Source organism: Microbacterium sp. EB106-03-03-XG65 (genome assembly GCF_058791955.1).
Window position 1 is genome coordinate 1,245,214 of record NZ_JBYTEB010000001.1, and the last position, 24,176, is coordinate 1,269,389.

At 68.3% G+C, this 24,176-nt stretch carries 22 protein-coding genes; 13 read left to right on the forward strand and 9 right to left on the reverse strand.

The genetic code is table 11. The features are described 5' to 3' along the window. Nucleotides 1-35 precede the first annotated feature (35 nt). Nucleotides 36-1,439, forward strand: a complete 1,404-nt coding sequence (gene thrC / locus AC3WS6_RS05825; RefSeq protein WP_492500117.1) for a threonine synthase — start codon at nucleotides 36-38, stop codon at nucleotides 1,437-1,439. 88 nt (nucleotides 1,440-1,527) lie between these two features. Here thrC and AC3WS6_RS05830 read toward each other — a convergent pair whose 3' ends face one another. From AC3WS6_RS05830 to AC3WS6_RS05840, 3 genes are all read right to left on the reverse strand, one after another. Continuing rightward, nucleotides 1,528-1,938 carry a VOC family protein gene (locus AC3WS6_RS05830; protein WP_492500118.1) on the reverse strand — a complete coding sequence of 137 codons (411 nt, stop codon included), beginning with the start codon at nucleotides 1,936-1,938 and terminating at the stop codon, nucleotides 1,528-1,530. 117 nt (nucleotides 1,939-2,055) lie between these two features. Beyond that, nucleotides 2,056-2,322, reverse strand: a complete 267-nt coding sequence (locus tag AC3WS6_RS05835; RefSeq protein ID WP_492500119.1) for a thioredoxin family protein — start codon at nucleotides 2,320-2,322, stop codon at nucleotides 2,056-2,058. A gap of 64 nt (nucleotides 2,323-2,386) precedes the next feature. After that, complete coding sequence (locus tag AC3WS6_RS05840; RefSeq protein ID WP_492500120.1) at nucleotides 2,387-3,397, reverse strand: FUSC family protein; 1,011 nt, start codon at nucleotides 3,395-3,397, stop codon at nucleotides 2,387-2,389. A 77-nt stretch (nucleotides 3,398-3,474) separates the two neighbouring features. Here AC3WS6_RS05840 and AC3WS6_RS05845 point away from each other — a divergent pair, with 77 nt between their 5' ends. After that, nucleotides 3,475-4,818, forward strand: a complete 1,344-nt coding sequence (locus AC3WS6_RS05845) for a M20/M25/M40 family metallo-hydrolase (RefSeq protein WP_492501451.1) — start codon at nucleotides 3,475-3,477, stop codon at nucleotides 4,816-4,818. Between the two features lie 58 nt (nucleotides 4,819-4,876). Beyond that, on the forward strand, nucleotides 4,877-6,331 hold the full coding sequence (locus AC3WS6_RS05850; protein WP_492500121.1) for an MFS transporter: 1,455 nt from the start codon (nucleotides 4,877-4,879) through the stop codon (nucleotides 6,329-6,331). 32 nt (nucleotides 6,332-6,363) lie between these two features. Here AC3WS6_RS05850 and AC3WS6_RS05855 read toward each other — a convergent pair whose 3' ends face one another. After that, entirely contained in the window at nucleotides 6,364-6,768 is a 405-nt protein-coding gene (locus tag AC3WS6_RS05855) for a VOC family protein (protein ID WP_492500122.1), read from the reverse strand. A 32-nt stretch (nucleotides 6,769-6,800) separates the two neighbouring features. Then, nucleotides 6,801-7,568 (reverse strand): siderophore-interacting protein, encoded by a 768-nt coding sequence (locus tag AC3WS6_RS05860; RefSeq protein WP_492500123.1) that lies wholly within the window; start codon nucleotides 7,566-7,568, stop codon nucleotides 6,801-6,803. A 102-nt stretch (nucleotides 7,569-7,670) separates the two neighbouring features. Between AC3WS6_RS05860 and AC3WS6_RS05865 the strand changes: the two genes are divergently transcribed. From AC3WS6_RS05865 to AC3WS6_RS05880, 4 genes are read left to right on the forward strand one after another with little or no spacing between them, the layout of a single operon-like run. After that, nucleotides 7,671-8,663 (forward strand): siderophore ABC transporter substrate-binding protein, encoded by a 993-nt coding sequence (locus AC3WS6_RS05865; protein WP_492500124.1) that lies wholly within the window; start codon nucleotides 7,671-7,673, stop codon nucleotides 8,661-8,663. Nucleotides 8,664-8,717: 54 nt separating this feature from the next. After that, entirely contained in the window at nucleotides 8,718-9,704 is a 987-nt protein-coding gene (locus AC3WS6_RS05870; RefSeq protein ID WP_492500125.1) for an ABC transporter permease, read from the forward strand. Next, entirely contained in the window at nucleotides 9,697-10,728 is a 1,032-nt protein-coding gene (locus tag AC3WS6_RS05875) for an iron chelate uptake ABC transporter family permease subunit (protein ID WP_492500126.1), read from the forward strand. Before AC3WS6_RS05870 ends, AC3WS6_RS05875 begins: the two co-directional genes overlap by 8 nt. Further along, on the forward strand, nucleotides 10,725-11,480 hold the full coding sequence (locus AC3WS6_RS05880; RefSeq protein ID WP_492500127.1) for an iron ABC transporter ATP-binding protein: 756 nt from the start codon (nucleotides 10,725-10,727) through the stop codon (nucleotides 11,478-11,480). Before AC3WS6_RS05875 ends, AC3WS6_RS05880 begins: the two co-directional genes overlap by 4 nt. A 40-nt stretch (nucleotides 11,481-11,520) precedes the next feature. Here AC3WS6_RS05880 and AC3WS6_RS05885 read toward each other — a convergent pair whose 3' ends face one another. From AC3WS6_RS05885 to AC3WS6_RS05895, 3 genes are read right to left on the reverse strand one after another with little or no spacing between them, the layout of a single operon-like run. Next, complete coding sequence (locus AC3WS6_RS05885) at nucleotides 11,521-11,718, reverse strand: hypothetical protein (protein ID WP_056375672.1); 198 nt, start codon at nucleotides 11,716-11,718, stop codon at nucleotides 11,521-11,523. Between the two features lie 33 nt (nucleotides 11,719-11,751). Next, nucleotides 11,752-12,711, reverse strand: coding sequence for a DNA-3-methyladenine glycosylase family protein (locus AC3WS6_RS05890; RefSeq protein ID WP_492500128.1), 960 nt, complete (start codon nucleotides 12,709-12,711; stop codon nucleotides 11,752-11,754). Between the two features lie 34 nt (nucleotides 12,712-12,745). After that, nucleotides 12,746-13,450, reverse strand: coding sequence for a winged helix-turn-helix domain-containing protein (locus AC3WS6_RS05895; protein ID WP_492500129.1), 705 nt, complete (start codon nucleotides 13,448-13,450; stop codon nucleotides 12,746-12,748). 328 nt (nucleotides 13,451-13,778) lie between these two features. On the opposite strand from AC3WS6_RS05895, the gene AC3WS6_RS05900 reads away from it, so the two are divergent. The 4 genes from AC3WS6_RS05900 (at nucleotide 13,779) to AC3WS6_RS05915 (ending at nucleotide 19,092) form a co-directional block, all read left to right on the forward strand. Beyond that, nucleotides 13,779-14,087, forward strand: coding sequence for a GNAT family N-acetyltransferase (locus tag AC3WS6_RS05900; protein WP_492500130.1), 309 nt, complete (start codon nucleotides 13,779-13,781; stop codon nucleotides 14,085-14,087). A gap of 53 nt (nucleotides 14,088-14,140) precedes the next feature. Beyond that, a complete protein-coding gene (locus AC3WS6_RS05905; RefSeq protein ID WP_492500131.1) occupies nucleotides 14,141-14,605 on the forward strand; it encodes a DIP1984 family protein in 465 nt (154 codons plus the stop codon). Between the two features lie 263 nt (nucleotides 14,606-14,868). After that, nucleotides 14,869-16,023: an exonuclease SbcCD subunit D gene (locus tag AC3WS6_RS05910; RefSeq protein ID WP_492500132.1), complete on the forward strand. Its 1,155-nt coding sequence runs from the start codon at nucleotides 14,869-14,871 to the stop codon at nucleotides 16,021-16,023. 93 nt (nucleotides 16,024-16,116) lie between these two features. Beyond that, nucleotides 16,117-19,092 (forward strand): AAA family ATPase, encoded by a 2,976-nt coding sequence (locus AC3WS6_RS05915; protein ID WP_492500133.1) that lies wholly within the window; start codon nucleotides 16,117-16,119, stop codon nucleotides 19,090-19,092. A 47-nt stretch (nucleotides 19,093-19,139) separates the two neighbouring features. Here the strand turns inward: AC3WS6_RS05915 and AC3WS6_RS05920 are convergent, their stop codons facing one another. Then, nucleotides 19,140-19,697: a phosphorylase family protein gene (locus AC3WS6_RS05920; protein WP_492500134.1), complete on the reverse strand. Its 558-nt coding sequence runs from the start codon at nucleotides 19,695-19,697 to the stop codon at nucleotides 19,140-19,142. Nucleotides 19,698-19,809: 112 nt separating this feature from the next. Here AC3WS6_RS05920 and nadE point away from each other — a divergent pair, with 112 nt between their 5' ends. Next, nucleotides 19,810-20,628, forward strand: coding sequence for an NAD(+) synthase (gene nadE / locus AC3WS6_RS05925; RefSeq protein WP_492500135.1), 819 nt, complete (start codon nucleotides 19,810-19,812; stop codon nucleotides 20,626-20,628). Between the two features lie 67 nt (nucleotides 20,629-20,695). Then, nucleotides 20,696-24,166 carry a TM0106 family RecB-like putative nuclease gene (locus tag AC3WS6_RS05930; RefSeq protein WP_492500136.1) on the forward strand — a complete coding sequence of 1,157 codons (3,471 nt, stop codon included), beginning with the start codon at nucleotides 20,696-20,698 and terminating at the stop codon, nucleotides 24,164-24,166. Nucleotides 24,167-24,176 lie beyond the last annotated feature (10 nt).

The following is a 24,176-nucleotide window of genomic DNA, read 5'->3' on the forward strand; positions in this document are numbered from 1 at the left end:
GAAGTCCCGTGCCGATTCCGATCTGAGGAGCACCCGTGCAGTACATCTCCACCCGAGGCGGCATGCAACCGCTGCCGTACTGCGAGACGCTGCTCGAAGGACTCGCGCCCGACGGTGGACTGGCGGTGCCCGAGACCATGCCCACGGTCGACGGCGAGACGCTCGAGCGCTGGCGTGCCCTGACGTACCCCCAGCTCGCGACCGAGGTGCTCGGGCTGTTCGCGACCGACATCCCGCGTGTCGACCTCGCGCGCATGACCGCCGCAGCCTATGAGCCGTTCCCCGAAGCGGTCGTGCCGCTGCGAGCGATCGGCGACGACCTCACGCTCGTCGGTCTCTCCGAGGGACCCACGCTGGCCTTCAAGGACATGGCTATGCAGTTCCTCGGCCAGGTCGTCGAATACGCCCTGGAGCGCAAGGGATCCGTGCTCAACATCCTCGGGGCCACGTCGGGTGACACCGGGTCGGCTGCCGAGCATGCGCTGCGCGGCAAAGACCGCATCTCGGTGTTCATGCTCTCCCCGAAGGGACGCATGAGCGCGTTCCAGCGCGCGCAGATGTTCTCGCTCGACGACGAGAACGTGCACAACATCGTCATCGACGGCGTCTTCGACGACTGCCAGAACCTCGTCAAGGCGCTCGCCGGAGACCTGGACTTCAAGCGTGCTCAGAACCTCGGTGCCGTCAACTCGATCAACCTCGCCCGCATCACCGCGCAGGTCGTGTACTACTTCTGGGCATGGCTGAGGGCGACGGACGCCGGGGGATGGACTGAGGTGTCGTTCACCGTTCCGTCCGGCAACTTCGGCAACATCCTCTCCGGTTTCTTCGCGAAGCAGATGGGTCTGCCCATCCGTCGCCTCGTGCTCGCCGCGAACGAGAACAACGTTCTCGACGAGTTCTTCCGCACCGGTGTGTACCGCCCCCGCAGCGCCGCGCAGACGCTCGCCACCTCGAGCCCGTCGATGGACATCTCGAAGGCATCGAACCTCGAGCGCTTCATCTTCGAGCTCGTCGGTCGCGACGCGGCTCGCGTCGTGAGCGCCTGGCAGGACCTCGACACCCAGGGGCACTTCGACTTCACCTCGGATCTCGCTCGCTTCGTCGAAGAATTCGGAATCGTCAGCGGCACGTCGACGCACGACGATCGCATCGCGACCATCAGGTCGGTCTACGAGGCCACGGGCGACGTCATCGACCCGCATACCGCCGACGGCGTCAAGGTCGCCCGCGAGTACCTCGAGCCCGGAGTGCCGATGCTGGTGCTCGAGACGGCGAAACCGCAGAAGTTCGCGGAGACGATCAGCGAGGCGATCGGCGTCGAGCTCGACTACTCGCCCGAACTGCGCGAGATGCTCGATGCTCCGCAGCACACGACCGAGATGGCAGACGACGAGCACGAGCTGCGCGCGTTCATCGAGGCTCACGCGCTGCGCTGACTCCTCGGGCGTACTGCCCGGGCCGAGACCTCTTCCCGCGGACGCACGCACGAGGGGTCTTCGTGTGCCGCGCGTCAGCGTGAACGACTCATTCGGGGTCGCCGTGCAGCATCCACGGCACGCCGAAACGATCGACGAGCATGCCGAAGGTGCCGCCCCAGGGTGGCGTGTCGAGCGGCATCGTGATCGCGGCTCCCTCGGACAGCGCGTCCCACACCTGCTGCGTCTTCTGCGGCGAGTTGCCGCTGAGTGAGACGGAGAACCCCTGCGGCGGCTCGAACGGGATGCCGTCGGGTGTGTCGGATGCCATCAGCACGAGCCCGTCGGGCGTCGTGAGCTGTGCGTGCATCACGAGGTGATTCTGCTCGGGATTCTGCACCATGTCGGGGAACTCACCGAAGACGTTGATCTCGAGCTCGCCGCCGAGCACACTCTGGTAGAACTCCATCGCCTGCCGCGCTTCCGTGCGGAACGAGAGGTACGGATTGAGATTCGCCATGACTGCCCCCAGCGCTGTCGTGCGTGGCCGCCGTCGGCCCCGCTGCGGCTCATTCTGCGCCGGGCTTCGGACATTGGCAAGAGCGTGGTCGACGCGCCGTCAGGGGCTGCGCGACCCTCAGTCCGGAAGAGCCTTCACAGCGGCTGTGAGAACCTGAGGAACCGTCGGCACTCCTTCGGCGCGGAAGACCTCTGCTCCCGAGTCGTCGCGGATGATGACGGTGGGCGTGGAGCGGATGTCGAGATGCTCGGCGATATCGGGATCCCTCGCGACATCGATCTCGGTGACGGTCGCATCAGGAAGGTAGCGCACCGCATCCGCCACGACCGAGCGGGTGCGTGAACACGCTCCGCAGAACGCGGACGTGACCAGCGTCAGTTCCATCGCTCTCCTCTCGGCTCTCGGAGTGCAACCCGCCGCATGTCCCTCGTGTTCCCGAGATCGACGGTCACGAAGACGGCGCCGCGGCGCGCGGATGAAGCAGGCCCGACATCGCTCCGAGCGCGGCCCCGACGATGGTGTCGACGATGCGCTCCCACGCGACATCCAACGAACCGATGTCTCCCGTCGCCGCGCCCGTCAGGAGCAGCACCAGGGGAGTGATGAAGACGAGGGCGAGGGCGTAATGCCGCACGACGACGAGCTCGATCGTGAACTGCAGTGCCCCGAGCAGCAGGGCGAGCCACAGTCCGGAGGGATGAAGCAGCGCGAGCAGTGCGTAGACGCCGGCGCCGACCACGGTGCCGAGCATGCGGTGGAGCCCGCGCTGCACGGCGGCGCGGCGTGCGGCGGCGACGCCGATCACCGCGACGGCCGAGCCCACGATCCAGTACGTGCGTGTGGGGTCGATCACGAGACCCAGCAGAACGCCGATGACAGCGACGACTGCAACCCGGATGACCAGCATCCGGGAGTCTGCCGTGAAGGCAGGACCGGGCAGCAGCTCGCGCAGCGGTCGTGCCGCCTGCGACCGCGCGCGGGGGAGTGCGAGCGGGGCCATGGCGACGAGATAGGAGAACACGCACCCGGCCGCCAGCGCCGTGATGTACACCAGCGGGTCGAGGGGAGAGCTCGCCACGACGTGCGCGGACAGACCGAAGACGAGCACGAAGAACAGTGGGCCGGGCGGTCCGAGCCGGAACCCGAAGGCCAGGGCCGCGCTGACGACCGCGACCAGCACGACGCCGATGCTCACGAGCCATGCGTCGGCGGAGACGGCGACTCCGAGAGCGGCGCTGATGATCAGTCCGACCGCGACGAAGGGCAGGATCCTGGCGCGGTCGATGACCGGAGCCGTGCCGGCGAAGAGCACGGTGAACGCACCCGACGCCGCGACATAGCCGAGCGAGGGCTGACCGATCACGGTCATGACGGCGATCGGCACGGCGATGCCCAGGGCTGCCTGGGTGGCGAGGTGCCAGCGCGGACCGCGCTTGGGTGCCAGGGCGAACAGGCTCATCCGTCAATTCTCTCGCGATGTCGGACGGCAGCATGACCGGCATCCGCCCGCAGTGCACGGACCGGCCCGGCGATACGATGGCCGACGTGACAGAACCTCGTCCGGGAATAGCGGACCGCCTCTCGCAGATGATCCAACTGCCGACGGTCTCCGCTGAGCTCGAGGAGCGAGGCCCCGAGCCGTTCGAGCACTTCGTCGCGCTGATCGCAGAGCTGTATCCCCTCGTGCATGAGAACCTCGCGCTCGAGCGGCACACCGACTTCGGGCTCCTCTTCCGGTGGACGGGCAGGGCGGCCGATACCGAGGGTCCGCTCGTGCTCATGGCCCACTACGACGTCGTCCCCGTCGACGAGAGCGACGCCTGGACGCACCCGCCCTTCGCGGGGGTCATCTCCGACGGACTGGTCTACGGGCGCGGCGCTCTCGATGACAAGGGTCCGCTGATCGTCGTGCTCGAGGCGGTCGAGAACCTGCTCGGAGACGGATTCGTCCCCGCGCGCGATGTCTATCTCTCGTTCGGCGGCAACGAGGAGACCTTCGGACGTGCGGCCGAGGAGATCGCGCGGGTGCTCCGCGAGCGCGGGATCACGCCGTGGCTGGTGGTCGACGAGGGCGGCGCTGTCGTCGATGCGCCGCTGCCCTTCGTGCCGGGACGCGCAGCCATGATCGGGGTCGGCGAGAAGGGCGTCATGACGCTCACGCTCTCGGCGCGCGGCGACGGCGGGCATGCCTCCGCGCCGCCTTCTCTCACGGCGGTGCGGAGGGTCGCGAGGGCCGTCGATCGCCTCGGTCCCAGAACCTTCCGGCCACGACCGTCGAAGGCGATCGGGCGGATGCTGTCGCAGCTCGGCACGCGCACCCCGGGGCCAGCGGGGCTGCTGCTGCGTCTGCTCGGTTCCCTCCCGCTGCTCACCGGTCAGGTGTTCGCCGCGCTGGGTGGCGAGCCGGCCGCGCTCGTGCGCACGACCGTCGCTCCCACGATGCAGTCGGGAGGCACGGCGGCGAATGTGCTCCCTTCGCAGGCGTCGGCGACCGTCAACCTGCGGATCGCGCTCGGCGAGACGACGCAGCAGACCGTGCTGCGCGTGCGTCGGCGCATCCGGGATCCGCTCGTCACGGTCACCGTCGAGGAGGCGAGCGAACCGTCTCCGGAATCGGCCACCGACAACGCCCAGTTCGCGCTGCTCGCCGAAGCGCTCGCAGTGTCGCATCCGGGGGTCCCCGCGGTGCCGTACGTGATGATGGCAGCGACCGACTCGCGCCACTTCCACCGCTTCGCGCCGGCGGTCTATCGCTTCGCCCCGCTCGACATGTCGAACGCGCAGCGGGCGTCGATCCACGGTGTCGACGAGAACGTCGAGGTCGCTGCACTCGAGCGCGGAGAGCGGTTCCATCGCGCCCTCCTCGAGCGGCTAGGGTGATCTCACCCCTCCGCGGACGCCTCGGCGCCCCACCCAGCCCTTTCACCGAGGAGCCGCGATGACGCGCACCCGCACTCTGGGAACCCTGGCGACGGTCGTCGGCTTCCTCGCGTTCGTCGAGTTCACGAGCGGCGTCCTGCAGGGCTACTACACGCCCATGCTCACCGACATCGCGCGGCACCTCGGCATCCACGACGCTGACGTCAACTGGCTCGAGGGCACGCAGCTCATGCTCTCGGCTCTGGTGGTGCCGGCTTTCGCGAAGCTCGGCGACATGGTCGGACACAAGCGGATGCTGCTGATCTCGACGGCGCTCACCGCCGCCGCGGCGCTGGTCCTGCCGTTCACCGACTCGTTCCCCGTGTTCCTGATCGGGTGGACGCTGATGGGCTTCTACGTCGTCTGGCTGCCGCTCGAGATCGCGCTGATCTGGTCACGCTCCCGCCGTATGGAGGGGCGCTCATCGATCACTGCCAAGGCCGCGGGTCTGCTGGTCGCCGCGCTCGAAGGCGGAGCGATCATCGGGGCGCTCGGCGGCGGAGCGCTGATCGATGTGCTGCCGCTGACGGTCGTACTCCTCATCCCCGCCGTGCTCATCGTGGTGTGCTTCTTCGTGATCCTGTTCGGGGTCGAGGAGTCCCCGGATCCGACCGGCGGCGTGTTCGACACTGTGGGCGTCGTGCTCATCTCGATGGCGCTGATCTGCTTCACGGGCGGCCTCAGCCTGCTGCGTCTCGAGGGTGGGCTCGGCAATCCCTGGTCATGGGCCGTCGTCGTGCTCGGCCTCGTGCTCGTCATCCCGTTCGTGCTCTGGGAGCTGCGCTGCGACGACCCGCTGATCGACGTGCGCATGTTCCGGTCGCCGGCGCTCGGCCCGGTCTTCCTCACCGCGGGCCTGTTCGGGGTGAGCGTGCTGGGTGCTCAGGCGCCGCTGTCGACGTTCGCCCGCACCGACCCCGGCGTCTACGGCTATGGACTCGGCACCACCGGCTTCGCGACCTCCCTGATCATCGGCCTGTACCTGATCGCGATGATCGCGGGTGCGCTGGTGTTCCCGCTGATCGCCCGGCTCCTCACCCCGCGCCTCACGCTCATGGTCGCGTCGCTGCTCGTCGGCATCGGGTTCCTGCTGTTCCTGCCGTTCCACGATTCGTACCTGCAGGTGGTGACCAACATGGTCGTCGTGGGGCTCGGGTCGGGGGCTCTGGTGGCCGCGCTTCCCGCGGCGGCGGCATCGGCGGCTCCGGCGACCCAGACGGGCGTCGCGACGGGGCTGACGAACTCGGTCAAGACGGTGGGCGGCGCGATCGCCTCGTGTGTCTTCGGGATCGCGCTCCTGAACGGAATGAGCGGAGCGGTCGAGGGCACGGCGGGATCCTTCGCCGGGTACATCACCGTGTGGGTCGTCTGCGGTGTGACCGCGCTGGTCGCCGCCGCCATCCTCGTGTTCGTCCCGAAGACGGCCTTCACCGACCGGGCGGATGCTGAAGCGGTCGCCGCGCCGATCGTCTGATCCGCGAGCTCACCCGCTGAAGCGACCGCGCTTCACTCCGACTCCCGCGGCGGGTTGTACATGAACTCGATCCGAATGCCGTCTGCGTCCTCCACGAACGAGGCGTAGTAGCGATCCGAGTACCGCGGATACTCCTTGGGCTCTCGCACGGCCGACCATCCCGCATCCCGTGCGATGGAATGAAGGCGGTCGACCTCCTCTCGTGTGGGCACTGCGAACGCGATGTGCTGCCATCCGACGCGACCATGACGGTGGGGGCCGGATTCCTCGTCCCAGGCGTAGAGGATGATCTCGGTCTCTTCGCCGTTGTGCCACGAGATCGAGTGGTCGTCCTCGCCGCCGCTCGCGTATCCGAGTGCGGTCAGCACGGGATGGAACTGCGCCCGGCCCCTTTCGAGGTCGTCGACAGTGATGCCCAGATGATCCAGAAGAGCCATGCGCCCAGTCTCGCAGCAGGCTCCCGGTCGCACTAGTGCGGTGCGTGATACTCGGTCTCGCCGCGCTTCCAGTAGCCCTTGACCACCGCTTTCGCGGCGTCGACGCCCCAGCGCTCGAGCAGTGCGCGCCCCGGCTTGACGATGGACTGCTCGGCTGCGATGAAGACGAACGGGTCGATGCCGACCGCATCGTCGACGGTCAGCCCGTCGAGGAGGGCGACGAGTGCGGAACCCGCGGGGGCGTCTCCCCGCGAGAGCCACTCGACCTCGACCGGAGCCTCGATCTCGACCTTCCGGTCCGGCGACGCCGTCTCGATCACGATGCGCGCGGGCGATCCGGCGGGGATCAGAGAGGCGAAGCGTCGGATCGCGGGGATCGCCGTCTCGTCGCCGACCAGCACCCACGAGTCCGGGCTGCCTGCGATCACGGCAGATCCTCGCGGCCCACCCACCCCGATCGTCGATCCCAGCGGCGCAGTGGCTGCCCATCGTGCGGCGGTGCCCGCGTCGCCGTGCACAGCGAACTCGACGTCGAGCCAGTCCGCACCCCACGCCACGGGCGTGTACTCGCGACTCGGCGCCGCACGCATCTCCTCGACGGTGCCGACGGGCCCGGAGGGGAAGAACAGGCGCATGTGGTCGTCGGCCCCGGGGGAGTCGAACCCCTCGAGGTCGCTGCCGGTCAGACGCACCCGCACGAAGTCGTGCGCGAGCCACTGCCGGGCTGTGAGAGCCACGGTGCGGAAGCGCAGATCGAGGGCGCGACGCTCGATCGAGAAGCCGGATTTCGTATCGCTCATAAAGTAAGGCTAACCTATCTTCGAGCAAGGTTAGGTAAGCCTAATCCGCCGATCCCGCGCCCACTTCGAGCGCCCTCCACACAGCAGAACAGGAGTCTCTCCATGTCCATGCCCCGAGTCCTCACCGCCGCAAGCGTCGGCGTCGTCGGCCTTCTCGCGCTCACAGGCTGCTCCACCGCGGCCGAAGCCGAACCCGAGCAGACGGAGGCGGCAGCGGCGTCCGTCACGATCGAGGACAACACCGGCGAGCACGAGATCGCCACGCCTCCCGCATCCGTCGTCGCGCTCGACAATCGCACATTCCAGACCCTCTCCGACTGGGGGATCGAGCTCTCAGCCGGAGCGGTCGCGCTCATGCCCGACACCGTGTCGTACCTCGACGACGAGGCGATCGTCGACATCGGTCTGCACAGCGAGCCGGACCTCGAGGCGATCGTCGCGGTCGAACCCGACCTCATCATCAGCGGTCAGCGTTTCACTCAGCACAACGCAGCCATCGCCGAACTGGTCCCCGACGCCACGATCATCGATCTCGAGCCGCGCGAGGGGGAGCCCTTCGACGAGGAGCTCAAGCGCCAGACCACCACGCTCGGCGAGATCTTCGGCATGCAGAGCGAAGCGCAGGCGCTGGTCGACGACTTCGACGCCGCCGTCGAGCGAGCGAAGGCCGCGTACGACGACGCCGACACCGTCATGGCCGTGAACACCTCGGGCGGCGAGATCGGCTATCTCGCGCCGACCGTGGGACGCTCGCTCGGACCGATCTACGACATCCTCGGCCTGACCCCGGCACTCGAGGTGGACGACGCCTCCGATGACCACCAGGGTGATGACATCTCGGTCGAGGCGATCGCCGCCTCGAACCCCGACTGGCTCCTCGTGCTCGACCGCGATGCGGTCTTCGCCGCGGAGACGCCCGACTACGTGCAGGCCTCCGAGATCCTCGAGAACTCCGAGGCGCTCGCCGGCGTCACCGCGGTCGCCGACGAGCAGATCGTCTACATGCCCACCGACACCTACCTGAACGAGGGCATCCAGACCTACACGACGTTCTTGAACGACCTCGCCGACGCGCTCGAGGCTGCGCAGAAGTAAGGCCGACCGGCGGCACCCGCTTCGTGGCGGGTGCCGCCGTCGAGCGTACGAACCGTGACCCGCACCGCTCTTGCCGAGACGCCCCGCGCCACCGGGCGTCTCTTCGACGTGAAGCTGCTCTTCGGCACCCTCGTCGTCGCCGCACTCCTCGTCGTCTCGCTGTTCACCGGGGTCTACGACGTCGCGGGAGCAGCCGACGGCGCGCAGATGTTCCAGATCACCCGCATCCCGCGCACCATCGCCCTCGTCCTCGCGGGCGCCGCCACGGCGATGGCCGGACTCGTGATGCAGCTGCTCACCCAGAACCGCTTCGTCGAGCCGACCACCACCGGCACGACCGAGTGGGCGGGCCTCGGGCTGCTGACCGTGATGGTCCTGGTGCCGAACCCCTCGATACCGCTGCGCATGACCGGTGCGATCGTCGCCGCCTTCATCGGCACGATGGTCTTCTTCGCGTTCCTCCGCCGGGTCTCGCTCACCTCCTCGCTGATCGTGCCGATCGTCGGCATCATGCTCGGAGCGGTCGTGGGCGCCGCGTCGACATACTTCGCTCTCGCCACCGACTCCCTGCAGGCCATCGGAGTCTGGTTCGCGGGCAGCTTCACCTCGGTGCTGAGGGGACAGTACGAGATGCTCTGGATCGTGGCGGTGGTCGGCGTCGTCGTCTTCTTGGTCGCCGACCGCCTCACGATCGCCGGTCTGGGTGAAGAGATCGCGACGAACGTCGGGGTGAACTACAACAGGGTGATCCTGCTCGGCACCGCACTCATCGCGATCACGACCGGTGTCGTCACCGTGGTCGTCGGCAATCTGCCGTTCCTCGGACTCATCGTGCCGAACATCGTCTCGATGGTGCGCGGCGACGACCTGCGCAGCAATCTGCCCTGGGTATGCCTGCTCGGCATCGCGATCGTCACCGTCTGCGACATCATCGGGAGAACGATCATCATGCCGTTCGAAGTGCCGGTGTCGCTGATCCTGGGCGTGGTCGGCGCGGTCGTGTTCATCCTCCTGCTCCTGAGGCAGCGTCGTCGTGCCTGAGGCGACGGCAGCGCAGGTCGTTGCGCGCACGTCTGGATCATTCGCGACGCACCGTGCTCGACGCCGCTACGTGATCGTGCTCGGCGCCCTCATCGCGCTCTCAGCGACCTTCGCCTTCGGCCTGCTCGCATGGGACAACCCGATGCCGCTCGGGTCTGCAGGCTTCTGGCGCATCGCCAAGCTCCGCGTCACCAACGTGACGGTGATGGCCGTGGTGGCCCTCGCGCAGGCCATCGCGACCGTGAGCTTCCAGACCGTCACCAACAATCGCATCATCACCCCGTCGATCATGGGGTTCGAGTCGCTGTATCGCGTGGTCCAGACGACCACGGTGTATCTCTTCGGGGTCGCCGGGCTCGTCGCGATCCAGGGCGTGTGGCAGTTCGGCCTCCAGGTGGCGATCATGGTGGCCCTCGCGATGGCTCTGTACGGATGGCTGCTCTCCGGACGCTACGGGAACCTGCACATCATGCTTCTCGTGGGGATCATCATCGGCGGCGGGCTGGGCGCGATCTCGACGTTCATGCAGCGGCTGCTCACCCCCAGCGAGTTCGACGTTCTCGCCGCACGGCTGTTCGGCAACGTCTCCAACGCCGACGCGTCGTATCTGCCTCTCGCGATCCCGCTGTGTCTCTCGGCATCCGCGCTGCTGTGGGTGAGGTCACGCAGGTTGAATCTCCTGGCGCTGGGCCCCGACGTCTCCCGATCCCTCGGCCTCGACCACCGGCGCGAGCTCTACATCGTGCTCTTCCTCGTGGCGGTGCTGATGGCGACATCGACAGCGCTGGTCGGCCCGATGACCTTCCTCGGCTTCCTGGTCGCGACTCTCGCCTACCAGTTCGCCGACACGCACGACCACCGGCTCATCTTCCCCGTCGCGGTGCTCACCGCGTTCACGATCCTCGCGGGTGCCTACTTCGTCATGAAGAACGTCTTCTACGCGCAGGGCATGGTGTCGATCCTCATCGAGCTGGTCGGAGGCACCGTGTTCCTCGTCGTCATCCTCAGAAAGGGCAGGCTGTGATCACACTCGACGGCGTTCGCCGCGACTACAGCAGCGAGGTCGCGATCGGCCCGGTCGATCTCGAGATCCCCGCGGGAGGCATCACCGCTCTGATCGGTCCGAACGGGGCGGGCAAGTCGACGCTGCTCACCATGATCGGTCGACTCGGCGGCATGGATGCCGGAGCCATCGAGATCGCCGGGTACGACGTGGCATCGACGAAATCGAAGGACCTCGCGAAGATCGTCTCGGTGCTGCGCCAGGAGAACCACTTCGTCACGCGTCTCACGGTGCGCCAGCTCGTCGGGTTCGGACGCTTCCCCCACTCTCGCGGCAGACTGAACAGAGCCGACGAGGAGATCATCAGCAGGGCGATCGACTTCCTCGATCTCGGCGAACTCGAGGGACGCTATCTCGACGAGCTCTCGGGCGGTCAGCGGCAGCGGGCGTACGTCGCGATGGTCCTCGCCCAGGACACGGAGTTCGTGCTGCTCGACGAGCCGCTCAACAACCTCGACATGAAGCACGCGGTGCAGATGATGCAGCACCTGCGCCGCGCCTCCGACGAGCTGGGGCGCACGATCGTGATCGTGCTGCATGACATCAACTTCGCGGGGCACTACGCCGATCACATCTGCGCGATGAAGGAGGGTGAGGTCGTGGAGTTCGGGTCGCCTCGCGAGATCATGACCGATGAGGTTCTGACCCGCGTGTTCGACACCCCGGTTCAGGTCGTCGACGGGCCGTCGGGACCCCTGGCGGTGTACTACTGACGAGGCGGGAGCACCCTGCCGCGCACGGGGGGCGTCGGACTCAGAGCTCGACGCCGTGGTCTTCGTCGTTCACGCCGGCATTGCGCCCGCGGCGCGACTCGTACCCGATGAACCAGCCGAGCCACACGATGGCGGCCAGCAGGATGCCGAGCCAGACGTTCTGGAAGATCAGACCGATCACGACACCGAGGATGAGCAGTCCTGCGGTGACGGAGAAGCGGAGCGCGTTGCGGGACATGCGTTCAGCCTAGAGGCCGGGGCCCCCGGAGCGTCAGCGATTCCGGTGATCCTCGGGGGACAGCCGTGGCCCGCGTCGAGCCTCGCTGATGCCGCTCGCGAAGATGAGTCGGATCACCCGCTGCCGGTGCCCTGCCCACGGCGCGAGCAGCTCGAGCATCCCGGCGTCGTCGGTGCGGTGACCCGCGAGCACGTGGCCGACCTCATGAGCCAGGTGATAATCCCCGACGCTCACGGCGTCGGGGTCTCCGAGGGCGCGGATACGAGTCTCGGCAGATGTCCAGACGCCGATGCCGGGGAGGCTCGTGAGCACCCGATCGCGGTCTTCGCCCGTCTCGGCCCCGAGCAGCGCTCGGGAGATGCTCGCGCCCCGGGCCGCCGCGCGCACGATCGTCTTCGACTGCGGAGGCTGCACGCCGGCGCGGTGCCACTCCCACGAGGGGATCGACTGCCACCGGTCGCTGGGCGGAGCTGCGTACATGGGGCGTGGTGTGGGCCCGGGCGCGCGCTCGCCGTGGGCGGTGACGAGCAGGCGCCAGGCGCGGAAGGCCTCGAGACCGGTGACCTTCTGCTCGAGGATCGCGCACGCCAGCGCGTCGAAGACCTCGCCGGTCTGCGCCATGCGGATTCCCGGTGAGCGCCGTGCGACCTCGGCGATGAGCGGATGCAGTGCAGGATCGAATCCGCTCGGGTCGTCGTCGGCACCGCACAGGGCAGGGAGGCGGTCGAGCGCCTCGTCTGCGCCGGGGCCCCATGCCGTGGCACGGATCTCGTCACCTGTCGAGCGGAGGGCGAGAGTCGCCGGCCCCTGAGGTGTGCGCAGTGCGCGCCAGATCACTGCTCCGTCGAACACCATCGTCGGATCTCCGGGGCCGCGGCGGAGCATGCCCACCGTGCGGCGCAGATCGAGCGGGTGCGGCGGGCGGTAGACGGCTTCACGCACGCTGGTCGACGGCGTTGCTCCGGCAACCTCGTCATCAGCGGTCAGTGTCATACCCCCACGGTACGCCGCAGGTCTGACACCGGCCTCAGAAGCGGTCGGGCGACGGAGTTCCGTGACCGTAGCGGATGACGACGTCGGCGTGCCTGTCGAAGCGGTAGCCGATGCCGCGCACCGTGCGCACGATGTCTTCGTAGCGGCCGAGCTTGGCGCGCAGTCGACGCACGTGCACGTCGATGGTGCGCTCGCCCGGCGTCTCGTCATCCTGTGCCTGCCACAGGGCGGACACCAGCTCGCTGCGCTCGATCGTGCGGCCCTCTCGCAGGACGAGGTACTGCAGCAGCTCGAACTCCTTGTAGGTGAACGCGGCGGAGTCGCCGTCGATCAGCACGCGCTTGCGAGATATGTCGACGACCACGCCGCCCTCTTCGTCGACGGTCTCCTCTTCGGCCGCCGCCTTGGTGCGGGCGATGGCTCCGGGCTCCTGCAGGGCGAGGCGGACGACGTCGAGATCCCGACCTCCCGAGCCGTGAGGTGCGAGTGCGACGGTGGCATGCGTCTCGGCGCCGGGGGCGAGTTCGGCGAGAGTGCGACGAAGAGCGTCGACGAGCAGGGGCAGGCTCACGCCGGCTTCGGCGGCCTTGATCTCGTCGAGTCCGACGTAGAGAGCGAAGCCCCGCGGGGACCGCACCGCGGGAAGGTCGGCGGCGAGCGGTGCCTCCTCGGTCCGTGCGGGAGCGGGGCGGACGGTCGTGGCGACGGAGGGACGCTCGAGAAGAGTGGTGTTCGACATGATGATGAAGTCCTCAGGACGTGAGCCGGATGACGGCTCTGATGCGTTGCATGAATGACCGGGCGAGCCGGGAAGCGAACACGGGGTGGGTGCTCGGAGACCAGTCCTCGCAGATCGCGAGAAGTCAGGTCAGACGGAGTGGCTGTTCGTTCAGCGACACATTCGGCAACACATGCCAACGCGACCGGGCATCATCATCCCGGCAGTCCTGTTCGCCTCCTGGGCGGACAAAGGGCTTGCGTTGGTAGTCATGGGGGGATTATGTCCCAAGATGTCCGGGCGTGTCAAAACGGCCCGACCCGCAGGGCGGGCGCGTAACGTGGTGCCCGTGAGTACATCGTCATCGACATCCGGGTTCACCCTGACCGATGAGAAGGACGCCTCGCGGTACACGCTGACGCGAGACGGACAGCTCGTCAGTGTGCTCGACTACCGCGACGACGGACGGACCATCGCCCTGACGAGAGCCTTCACGGTGCCGACTTTCCGGGGTCACGGCTATGCCGGAGCGGTCGTCGAAGGTGCCGTCGCCGACATCGAGGCACGAGGAGACCGCAAGGTCGACGCGGTCTGCTGGTATGTCGCCGACTGGTTCGCCGCCCACCCCGATCACGCCCCGCTGCTGCGCTCACGCTGATCTCGGAGCGTGTGACGCCGTGTTACGCGGCTGCGCTCTGCGAGGATGAAGAGATGAAACTCGCCGAAGCCCTCACCGCCCGTGCAGATCTGCAGCGCCGCATCGAGCAGCTCCGTGTGCGGATCACGGCGAACGCGCGCTATCAGGAGGGGGAGGAGCCGGCCGAAGACGCCGCCGCCCTGCTTCTCGAGGCCGAGGCCGACCTCGCGCGGCTCAGGGATCTGATCCGTCGCATCAACGCGACAAACTCTCGTCTCGATCTGGCGGCGGACGGCACCATGACCGATGCGCTCGCCGCGCGCGACGTGCTGCGACTCCAGCACTCGCTGCTCGTGGATGCAGCAGCCGCCGCCTCGGGGGCAGCGACCGTGTTCCGACAGATGCGGTCCGAGCTCAGGCAGCTGGCTGCGCTGCCCGTGGCAGATCTCAGAGCCAGGGCTGACGCGACGGCGAAGGAGCTGCGCGAACTCGACAACCGGATCCAGCAGGCGAACTGGACGCACGATCTGGGGGAGTAGAGCGGAAGTCGGTAGTCACGCCGAAGCGGACACAACCCCCGCCGGAGGGGCAATTCCGGCCCTGTCGGGCAGAGGGCAGCCCAGATTCGCATCGCGCAGCCCCGCATCCCACACAGGTGACCGCGCATGAGCACGGTGCATCACCACGTGTCGATCGACGTGACGAGGGTGGGTCAGGGGACCTTCCGCTCTTCTCCTCGGTATCTCCCCGTCGAGCGGCACGCCTCGGACCGAATGTCCGTGGTGGTTCGTAGCGTGTGAACATGCGAATCCTGCACACCTCCGACTGGCACATCGGCCGCACCTTCCATGGCAACTCCACCATGGGCGCGCTGGCCGAGGTGCTCGAGGCGCTCACCGAGCAGGTCCGCGAGAACTCGGTCGACGTCGTCGTCGTCGCCGGCGACGTGTTCGACTCCGCCACGCCTGCGGCCGGCGCCTACACGCTCCTGGGCGACGCGCTGGTCGCGCTGCACGGCACAGGCGCCCGGGTGATCGTCACGAGCGGCAACCACGACTCCGCTGCGCGCCTCGGATTCCAGGCGCGCCTGCTGCGCGAGGGCATCCACGTGCTCACGGATCCTCTCGCGATCGGTGCGCCCGTCACGGTGGCGGATGAGCACGGGCCTGTGCATTTCTTCGGCATCCCTTATCTCGAACCGGCGATCGTCCGGCAGCATTGGCCCGAAGCGGAACTCCGCACTCAGGCGCAGACGCTCGCGCACGCCATGGAGCTCGTCCGTGACGGGATGCGCAAGAACCCCGGTCGTTCCGTGGCGATCGCGCACTGCTTCGCCGCGGGAGTCGATGCCACGATCGGCCTCGAGCGAGAGGTCCGGCAGGGCGGGCTCGACGTGGTGCCGCTCGCGGTCTTCGACGGTCCCGACTACGTCGCGCTCGGACACATCCACGGCCGTCAGCAGATCAGTGAGCGTGTGCGGTACTCGGGAGCACCTCTGCACTACAGCTTCGGCGAGCAGAACAAGCCGCGCGGATCCTGGCTCGTCGACCTCGATGCGACCGGCCTGGCATCGGTCGCGTGGCTCGAACTGCCCGTGCCGCGAAGGCTCGTGACTCTCACCGGGCCACTCGACGAGATTCTCTCGGCCGAGAACGTCGCGGCGCATGCACAGGACTGGGTGTGCGCGGTCTACACCGATCCGCTGGCCCAGACCGAGCCCATGCGACGCCTCCGCGAGCAGTACCCGTACTGCGCCATGGTGCAGCATCAGCCCGACGAGGTGGCAGAGGCTGTCGAGCGTTCGTACGTGCAGCGGCTCCGCGGTGCGGTCACTGATTCGGAGCGCATCGAGGCGTTCCTCGAGCACGTCCGCTCCGGCCACGGCCCGAGCGAGCGCGAGGGCGAACTCATCCGCGAGGTCCTCGACGATCGCGTGCGTTCCGAGGCGCTGGTCTGATCCGCCGATGATTCGACGTCGACCTCTGATCGCCCCGACTCGTCCTCCGGCGAACGGATACGAAGCCGTCCATCCGGCGGATGAGCGCCCCTGATGAGGCTGCACAGATTGGAAGTCGAGGGCTTCGGTCCGTTCCGCGAGCGTCAGCTCGTCGATTTCGACGCGTTCGCCGACGACGGGATCTTCCTGATCGCCGGCCGCACCGGAGCGGGCAAGTCGAGCATCCTCGACGCCGTGTGCTTCGGACTCTACGGCGGCGTCCCGCGATACGAGGGCGGAGAGAAGCGGCTGCGAAGCGACCACTCCGGTCCCGACGACATCACCGAAGTCATCGTGGAGTTCAGCACCCCGGCCGGGCGATATCGCGTGCGACGATCCCCCGACTACGAGCGCCCGAAGAAACGCGGCGGCGGAACGACCGTACAGCCCGCCGCCGTGCAGCTCGACGTGCTCGTCGATGATCGATGGATCGGTCTCGCCGCGAAGGAGCGCGAAGCCGCGCACGAGCTCGACGAGATACTTCAGCTCAGCAGGGAGCAGTTCCTCCAGGTGATCCTGCTCGCGCAGAATCGGTTCTCCGAGTTCCTGCTCGCGGGCAGCCGTGAACGCCAGTCCCTGTTGCGGCGCCTCTTCGGCACCGAGCGCTTCGAAGACGTGCAGGCGCGGTTCGAGGAGCGCCGCCGAGCGGCCGAGCATGCGCTCGGCGCTCGACTCGCCACGGTGACCGCGCGCCTCGATGAGGCGGAGCGTCTTGTCGACAGCGCCTCGCTCGGCCCCGATCCGACCGACGACGACACGCAGGCATCGGGAGAATCCGCCGACGCCCGTCTCGCCGCACTCGGGCGAGCTCGGGCACGAGCACGCTATCGCGCCGAGCGTCGCGATGCCGAGCGGATCGAGGCGAAGGAGAGATCGGTCGCCGCTGACGATCGTCTGGCGGCGATACGCGACGATCGGCGGGCGCAGGCCGAACGCGACAGGGCGAGGCGCGCGCTCGAAGCGCTCGAAGCCGAGGCGCCGGAGATCGCCCGAGCCCGCTCTGAGCTCGACGACGCGCGCGCCGCAGAGGTGCTGCGCGCGCCGATCGCTGCGGCGGCGAAGGCACGGTCGCTGCTCGACGCGGCGCTCGACGCCGAGGTGCGAGCTCGTGACGCATGGCGCGAAGTCGGTCCCGAGGTCGAGGATCTCGAGCAGTGGGTGGAGGACGAGACGAAGGCGACCGGCGCGTGGCAGCGTGCAGCGGTGCTCGAGCGCTCGTCGGCCGACCGCGAGCGTGAGCGCGAATCCGCCGAGGAGGCCGTGCGCGTCGCGACCGAACGACTTGCGGCGGGCGAGCGCGAACGAGAGGCGCTTCCCGAGCGCCGCGACGAGCTGAGCGCCGAACGCGACGCCGCACGTCGTGTGGCCGACAGATCCGCTGATCTCGCCGCGGCACGCGGCGCTGCGGCCGCGCGTCTCGAGGCCGCACGAGACATGGCGCGTCTCGACGCCGAGCGCGAGGCTGCAGACCATGTGCTCGCCGCGCGCAGTGCGGCGCTCGCCGAGGCCCAGGCGGTGCTCGCTGATCTGCGCACACGACGGCTCGACGGGTTCTCCGGTGAGCTGGCAACGGGGCTCGTCGCAGGTCGACCGTGCCCGGTGTGCGGCTCCTGCGAGCATCCCTCTCCCGCCGAGCACGCGGACCCGGTCTCGGCCGACGATGTCGACTCCGCCGAGTCCGATCGCGACCGTGCCGCCACGCAGGAGCGCGAGGCGTCTGAGCGTGCTTCCGCGCTGAGGGCGGCGCTCGCCGTGGCCGAGTCCCGCGCCGAGGGGCAGACGATCGAGATCGCCTCCGACGAGCTGAGCCGCGCAGAGGAAGAGCTCACGCAGAGCGTCGCTGCCGCTGAGCGGTGCACGCAGCTCGATGAGCTCCTCGACGACCTCGCCGTGAGACTGCGCCGTCTCGACGACGAGCGCGAGGGCGACGCGGCGATGCTCGCGACGGCTCGCGAATCGGCGGCCGTGATCGCGCAGAGGATCGCCGACGCGGACTCGGCGATCGAAGAGGCCCGTGGACCGTTCGCATCGGTCGCCGAACGTCTGACACAGGTCACGGCGCAGATCCGGACGGCCTCGCGTGCTGTCGAGGCCTCAGCTGAGCGTGTCCGCAGATCCGCCGCAGCGGCCGAGGCGAGGGATGCCCTCGACGCCGCACTTCAGGCATCGGCATTCGACGACGTCGCAGCCGTCGAGAGCGCGCTGCGGTCCTCGGCCGTGCAGGCGTCGCTCGAGGGCCGTATCACGCAGCATGCGGTCGAGCGCGAGAAGGAACGGTCCATCCTGCTTCCGCTCGAGCTGCGCACGCTGCCCGAGGAGCCCATCGACGTGGCTCCGGCGGAAGCTGCGTCACAGGTCGCGCGCGAGCAGTGGTCGCAGGCCGTCGACGAAGCGAGTCGTGCGACCGCGGTGGCCGAGCAGCTCGTCGGCCTCATCGAGGCGGCCGCCGACGAGAACGAGCGGATCACCGAAGCGCTGTCGGACTTCGAGATCCTCCGCGGACTGGCCGATGCTCTCGCAGGGCGCGGGGCCAACACCCACAAGATGACGCTGGAGACCTTCGTCCTCGCCGCCGAGCTCGAGGAGATCGTCGATGCGGCGAATCGTCGACTCGGCGACATGTCCACGGGGAGGTACCAGCTCCGTCACTCCGATGCCCTGGCCGCGCGCGGAGCAGCATCCGGTCTCGGGATCGTGGTCTTCGACGCCTTCACAGGTCAGACTCGGCCCGCACAATCGCTCTCCGGGGGTGAGACCTTCCTCAGCTCCCTCGCGCTGGCACTCGGCCTCGCCGAGGTCGTCACGGCACGAGCGGGAGGAATCCGTCTCGACACGCTGTTCATCGACGAAGGGTTCGGCTCTCTCGACGGCGACACGCTCGATGTGGCGATGCGCACACTCGACGAGCTCCGACAGGGAGGCCGCACGGTCGGCGTGATCAGCCACGTCGAAGCCATGCAGGAGCAGATACCGGCACAACTCCGGGTGCGTGCCACCTCAGAGGGACCGAGCATCATCGAATCCCGCTGAGGAGTGTTCCCGTCGCCGCGGGTACGGCGTGCAGTCGTCCTCCGAGGTCAGACGCCGTACTCCCGTCGGATCACTTCACGCAGCTGCACACTGCACCGGGCGATCGCCTCGCGGAAGTCCACGAGCGCGCCGTCCTCGGCCCTGTCCGAGATGGCGCGGAAAGCGCGGATCGGCACTCCGAACTGCTCGGCGACCCAGATGTACGCGTAGGTCTCCATGTCGACCAGCCCCGCGCCTGACGGGCGGATGACGGCTGTGATACCGGCATCGCCGACGAAGCTGTCGCCGGTCGCGATCAGCACGCCCTCGCGGCCGGTCGAGACCCGCGCGGGCAGCGAGACGTGCTGGCCTGCGACTCCGTCGAGGTCGAACACGTCGTGCTGCAGTGCACTGCCGATCTCGTGCACGGTCGCGTCGAGTTCAGGGTCGATGCCGCCCGCGGTGCCGACCACGACCACCTCGGAGTACTCCTTGGCGTCGAGCGCGCGGGTGAGGGCGAAAACGGCCTGCATCTTGCCTTCGCCGGTCACGAGCTGGTCGAACCCCTCGAGCTCTTCCGGGAATGCGGCGAGTTCAGAGGCCATGGCGGCGACGAGAAGTTTCACTCCGCCATCCTCTCAGGTGCATCGACCACCGCGAAGTCACGTGCGTGCGAGCGACGTCATCTCGATGTAACACTGGGGGAGGATACTGACGTCGGTAGACCGGAGGAAGCACATGACCCTGCAGCAGCAGATCTCTGAAGCGCTCGGAGTGAAGTCCGAGATCGATCCCGAGCTCGAGGTGGAGCGCCGGGTGCAGTTCCTCGTCGACTACTTGCGCACCACGGGCGCCAAGGGCTTCGTGCTCGGCATCTCGGGCGGGCAGGACTCCACGCTCGCCGGGCGCCTCGCACAGCTCGCCGTCGAGCGGCTCCGGGCCGAGGGCGACGAGGCGAAGTTCCTCGCGGTGCGGCTCCCGTACCGGGTGCAGAAGGACGCGGCCGACGCTCAGGCGGCGCTCGAGTTCATCGAGCCCGATGCCTCGGTCGAGGTCAACATCCAGAACGGCGTGGACGGCGTCGAAGAAGACATCGAGTTCGCGGTCACAAGCGACATCAGCGATTTCAACCGCGGCAACATCAAGGCGCGCGTGCGGATGGTGACGCAATACGCCCTCGCCGGGCACGACGGGTTCCTCGTGATCGGCACCGACCACGCCGCCGAGGCTGTCACGGGTTTCTACACGAAGTTCGGCGACGGGGCAGCCGACATCCTTCCGCTCTCGGGGCTCACGAAGCGCCAGGGGCGCTCGCTGCTGCTTCTGCTCGGTGCGCCCGACCAGCTCGCCTACAAGGTGCCGACCGCCGATCTGCTCGACGGGCAGCCCGGTCGCGCCGACGAGGATGAACTCGGACTCACCTACGAGCAGATCGACGACTTCCTCGAGGGGCGTCAGGTCGACCCCGAGGTCGCGGGTCGCATCGAGTCGCGGTATCTCGCCACACAGCACAAGCGGAATCTGCCCGTCACGCCCGAAGACACCTGGTGGCGGTGACGCCCGTCTGAGCGCCCGTGTCGGAGGCCGCGGCTAGTGTCGAAGCATCCGAGAGAACGGGAGCATCGTGCGGATCGACACTCAGGCGCAGCGCGTCATCTGGAGCGCGAGCGACCTCAAGGCGGCCGCCGAATGCGAGTTCGCGTGGTGCCGCGCGATCGACGCCAAGCTCGGTCGTGTCCCCGCGGTCGACGAGCCCGAAGACGCGACTCTCGCACGGGCAGCCCTGCTCGGTGACGTGCACGAGCAGAACGTGCTCGCGCGATATGTCCATGAGCTCGGCCCTGATCGTGTGCACCTCGTCGACAAGGTCTCGTCCGTCGACGCAGGGGCGCTCGCGGCGGCGGTCGACGAGACGGTGCGTGCGCTCGGGTCCGAGGCTGTCGTCGTCTTCCAGGCGGCGTTCTCGACGCCCGAGTTCGTCGGGTTCGCGGACTTCCTGAAGCGCGATGACGACGGCCGGTGGCGTGTGCAGGACTCGAAGCTCGCTCGCAAGGCTCGAGTCACCGCCCTCATGCAGCTCGCGGCATATGTCGACCAACTCGATCGTCTGGGCATTCCCCGATCCGACGAGGTCGACCTGATTCTCGGCGACGGCACGCTGAGCACGCACTCCGTCCACGACCTTCTCCCGCTGTTCCACGTGCGACGTGCGCGCTTGCGTTCACTCATCGCCGATCGCCGGGTCGCCGAGGCGGCGGCAGGCGAGCCGCTTGCCTGGGGCGACGATCGGGGTGACCTCGAGGTGGTGGCATGCGGACGCTGCGCCACGTGCGAGGAGCAGGTGATCGCGCACCGCGACCTGCTGATGGTCGCACGCATGCGTCCCGTCCAACGAGCGCGGCTGAGGGCAGCGGGGATCGAGACCATCGATGCTCTGGCTGAGGCTTCCGCAGCCCCTGCCGGCATGAACACCGACACGTTCGAGACACTGCGCGCCCAGGCACGGCTGCAGATCCGGGCGGATGCCGACGGCGCGCCGACGTACGACGTGCACTATGCGCCCGGCATCCACGCGCTCCCGGTGCCGAGCCACGGAGACATCTTCTTCGATTTCGAAGGCGATCCGCTCTACACCGAGCCCGCGCCCGACGGACAGGCGCATTGGGGGATCGACTACCTCTTCGGATGGGTCGACAACGCCGATCAGTACTCCGCGATCTGGGCGCACGACTTCGCGGCGGAGCGCGAAGCATTCGAGAGGTTCCTGGACTTCGTGAAGGTGCGTCGCGCCGCTCATCCGGGCATGCACATCTACCACTACGCCCCGTACGAGACCTCGCACCTCGTGGCGATGGCCGCTCGGCACGGCGTTCGCGAGGGCGAGATCGATCGACTGCTGCGCGAAGGCGTGTTCGTCGACCTCTACCCGCTGGTCCTGCGCACCGTGCGGGTCGGAACCCGGTCGTACTCGATCAAGAAGCTCGAGCCTCTGTACATGGGGGAAGACGTGCGCACGAGCGACGTGCAGAAGGGCGACGACTCGATCGTGCAGTACGTCGCCGCGCGCGAGCTCGCGGCCGCGGGCGAGAAGGCCGAGGCCGACGCCGTGTTCGCCGACCTCGCCGACTACAACCGCTACGACTGCGTCTCCACCCGGCGGCTTCGCAACTGGCTCATCGAGATCGCGAAGAAGGAGGGCGTGAACCCCGCCCCGCCCGACGAAGCCGACGAGGTGATCTACGAGCCGTCACCGCGATCGGTGTCGCTGCTCGCCGACGCAGAACACGCGGTCGCTGCGGGTGAAGACGGTCAGGTGCATCGCATCGCGGCAGCGGCGATCGACTACTTCCCGCGCGAGGCCAAGAGCTTCTGGGTCTCGCACTTCCAGCGTCTGCGCGAACCGGTCACGATGTGGGAGGGGACGCGCGACGTCGTGCGCGTCGACCGCGCCTCCTCGAGCGTGCAGCGCGAATGGAGTGTCGCTGAAGGCCGCAGAGTGATGTCGCGAGACATCGAAATCCGCGGCGAGGTGTCTCCCGGCACGACGCTGGGTGCCGGATCCCAGCCGTTCGCTCTGTACTCCGTGCCGGCTCCTTTCGACACAGAGGCCCCGTCACGAGCAGTGCACGTCCCCCACACGGTCACCGTCGCCGAGGTGCTCGAAGACGGCTATCTGGTCACCGAGACGGCGATCCAGGGGCAGACCTGGGATGAGCTCCCCGTCGCCCTCACGCCGGCGGCCCCGCCACGGGTCGTCTCGCTGCAGGGAGCGATCGATGAATGGGCAGACTCCGTTCATGCCGCCGCACCGGGCTTCCCGCGCGACGCGGCCACCGACATCCTCCGCCGGATCCCTCCGCGCACACTGTCCGGCGGTCCGCTGCCCGAGCAGGGTGACGATGTGATCGACGCGATCGTCCGAGGCGTGCGCGATCTCGACCGCAGTTACCTCGCGGTGCAGGGCCCCCCTGGCACCGGCAAGACCTACACGGGCTCGCAGGTGATCGCCCGGCTGGTGAACGAGCACGGATTCCGGATCGGCGTCGTGGCGCAGTCGCACGCGATCATCGAGAACCTGCTCGAGCGGGTGGTCGCCGATGGCGTGCCGGCGAGCCAGGTCGGCAAGGCCCCGAAGGACCCTTCCAGCGAGCCCGGTTACACGGTGATTCCCAAGAACGGCATGGCATCGTTCCTCGGCGAGCATGCCGAGCACGGAGCGGTCGTCGGCGGCACCGCGTGGGACTTCAGCAACACCGCCCGTGTGGAGCGCGAGGGACTCGATCTTCTCGTGGTCGACGAGGCGGGGCAGTTCTCGCTCGCGTCCACGATCGCCGTGGCGGCCGGAGCGAAGAACCTGCTGCTGCTCGGTGATCCGCAGCAGCTTCCTCAAGTCAGCCAGGGCGCGCACCCCGAGCCGGTCGACACCTCGGCGCTGGGATGGGTGATGGACGGCGACGCGGTGATCAGGCCCGACTACGGCTATTTCCTCGCGAAGTCGTGGCGCATGCATCCGTCCGTCGCCGCCCCGGTCTCGCAGCTCGCATACGCGGGTCAGCTCGCGTCCGCTCCGGGAACCGAGTTGCGATCGATCGACGGCGTCGACGCAGGGCTCCACGTCGCCCCACTGCGGCACCGGGGCAATGCCACGGAGTCGCCCGAAGAGGCGGCTGAGGTGGTGGCGCTGGTGCGCAGCCTCGTCGGACGCACGTTCACCGACAACGATTCAGAGGCGACGGCGCGTCCGCTCGCGCAGAACGACATCATCGTCGTCGCACCCTACAACGCTCAGCGGCAGACCGTTCATGATGCGCTCACCTCGGCCGGCTTCCCCGATGTCCCGGTCGGCACGGTCGACAACTTCCAGGGAAAGGAGGCGGTGGTGTCGATCACGACGCTCGCCGCGTCGAGCGGTCGCGACGCTCCCCGCGGCCCGGAGTTCCTGCTTCTGCAGAATCGGCTCAACGTGGCGATCTCGCGCGCGCAGGTCGCGGCGTATCTGATCTACTCGCCGGCGCTGCTCGACGATCTCCCTCGCACGCCCGAGGGGGTGGCGAGACTCAGCGCTTTCGCACGACTCGTGGGCGTCAGCGGCTGAGAGCACCGGC

What these genes read in the sequence shown, in the direction of transcription:
- AC3WS6_RS05830 (WP_492500118.1), bottom strand. Translation starts at nt 1,938, where the DNA reads ATGGCGAATCTCAATCCGTACCTCTCGTTCCGCACGGAAGCGCGGCAG.
- AC3WS6_RS05835 (WP_492500119.1), bottom strand. Translation starts at nt 2,322, where the DNA reads ATGGAACTGACGCTGGTCACGTCCGCGTTCTGCGGAGCGTGTTCACGC.
- AC3WS6_RS05840 (WP_492500120.1), bottom strand. Translation starts at nt 3,397, where the DNA reads ATGAGCCTGTTCGCCCTGGCACCCAAGCGCGGTCCGCGCTGGCACCTC.
- AC3WS6_RS05845 (WP_492501451.1), top strand. Translation starts at nt 3,475, where the DNA reads ATGGCCGACGTGACAGAACCTCGTCCGGGAATAGCGGACCGCCTCTCG.
- AC3WS6_RS05850 (WP_492500121.1), top strand. Translation starts at nt 4,877, where the DNA reads ATGACGCGCACCCGCACTCTGGGAACCCTGGCGACGGTCGTCGGCTTC.
- AC3WS6_RS05855 (WP_492500122.1), bottom strand. Translation starts at nt 6,768, where the DNA reads ATGGCTCTTCTGGATCATCTGGGCATCACTGTCGACGACCTCGAAAGG.
- AC3WS6_RS05860 (WP_492500123.1), bottom strand. Translation starts at nt 7,568, where the DNA reads ATGAGCGATACGAAATCCGGCTTCTCGATCGAGCGTCGCGCCCTCGAT.
- AC3WS6_RS05865 (WP_492500124.1), top strand. Translation starts at nt 7,671, where the DNA reads ATGTCCATGCCCCGAGTCCTCACCGCCGCAAGCGTCGGCGTCGTCGGC.
- AC3WS6_RS05885 (WP_056375672.1), bottom strand. Translation starts at nt 11,718, where the DNA reads ATGTCCCGCAACGCGCTCCGCTTCTCCGTCACCGCAGGACTGCTCATC.
- AC3WS6_RS05890 (WP_492500128.1), bottom strand. Translation starts at nt 12,711, where the DNA reads ATGACACTGACCGCTGATGACGAGGTTGCCGGAGCAACGCCGTCGACC.
- AC3WS6_RS05895 (WP_492500129.1), bottom strand. Translation starts at nt 13,450, where the DNA reads ATGTCGAACACCACTCTTCTCGAGCGTCCCTCCGTCGCCACGACCGTC.
- AC3WS6_RS05905 (WP_492500131.1), top strand. Translation starts at nt 14,141, where the DNA reads ATGAAACTCGCCGAAGCCCTCACCGCCCGTGCAGATCTGCAGCGCCGC.
- AC3WS6_RS05910 (WP_492500132.1), top strand. Translation starts at nt 14,869, where the DNA reads ATGCGAATCCTGCACACCTCCGACTGGCACATCGGCCGCACCTTCCAT.
- AC3WS6_RS05915 (WP_492500133.1), top strand. Translation starts at nt 16,117, where the DNA reads ATGAGGCTGCACAGATTGGAAGTCGAGGGCTTCGGTCCGTTCCGCGAG.
- nadE (WP_492500135.1), top strand. Translation starts at nt 19,810, where the DNA reads ATGACCCTGCAGCAGCAGATCTCTGAAGCGCTCGGAGTGAAGTCCGAG.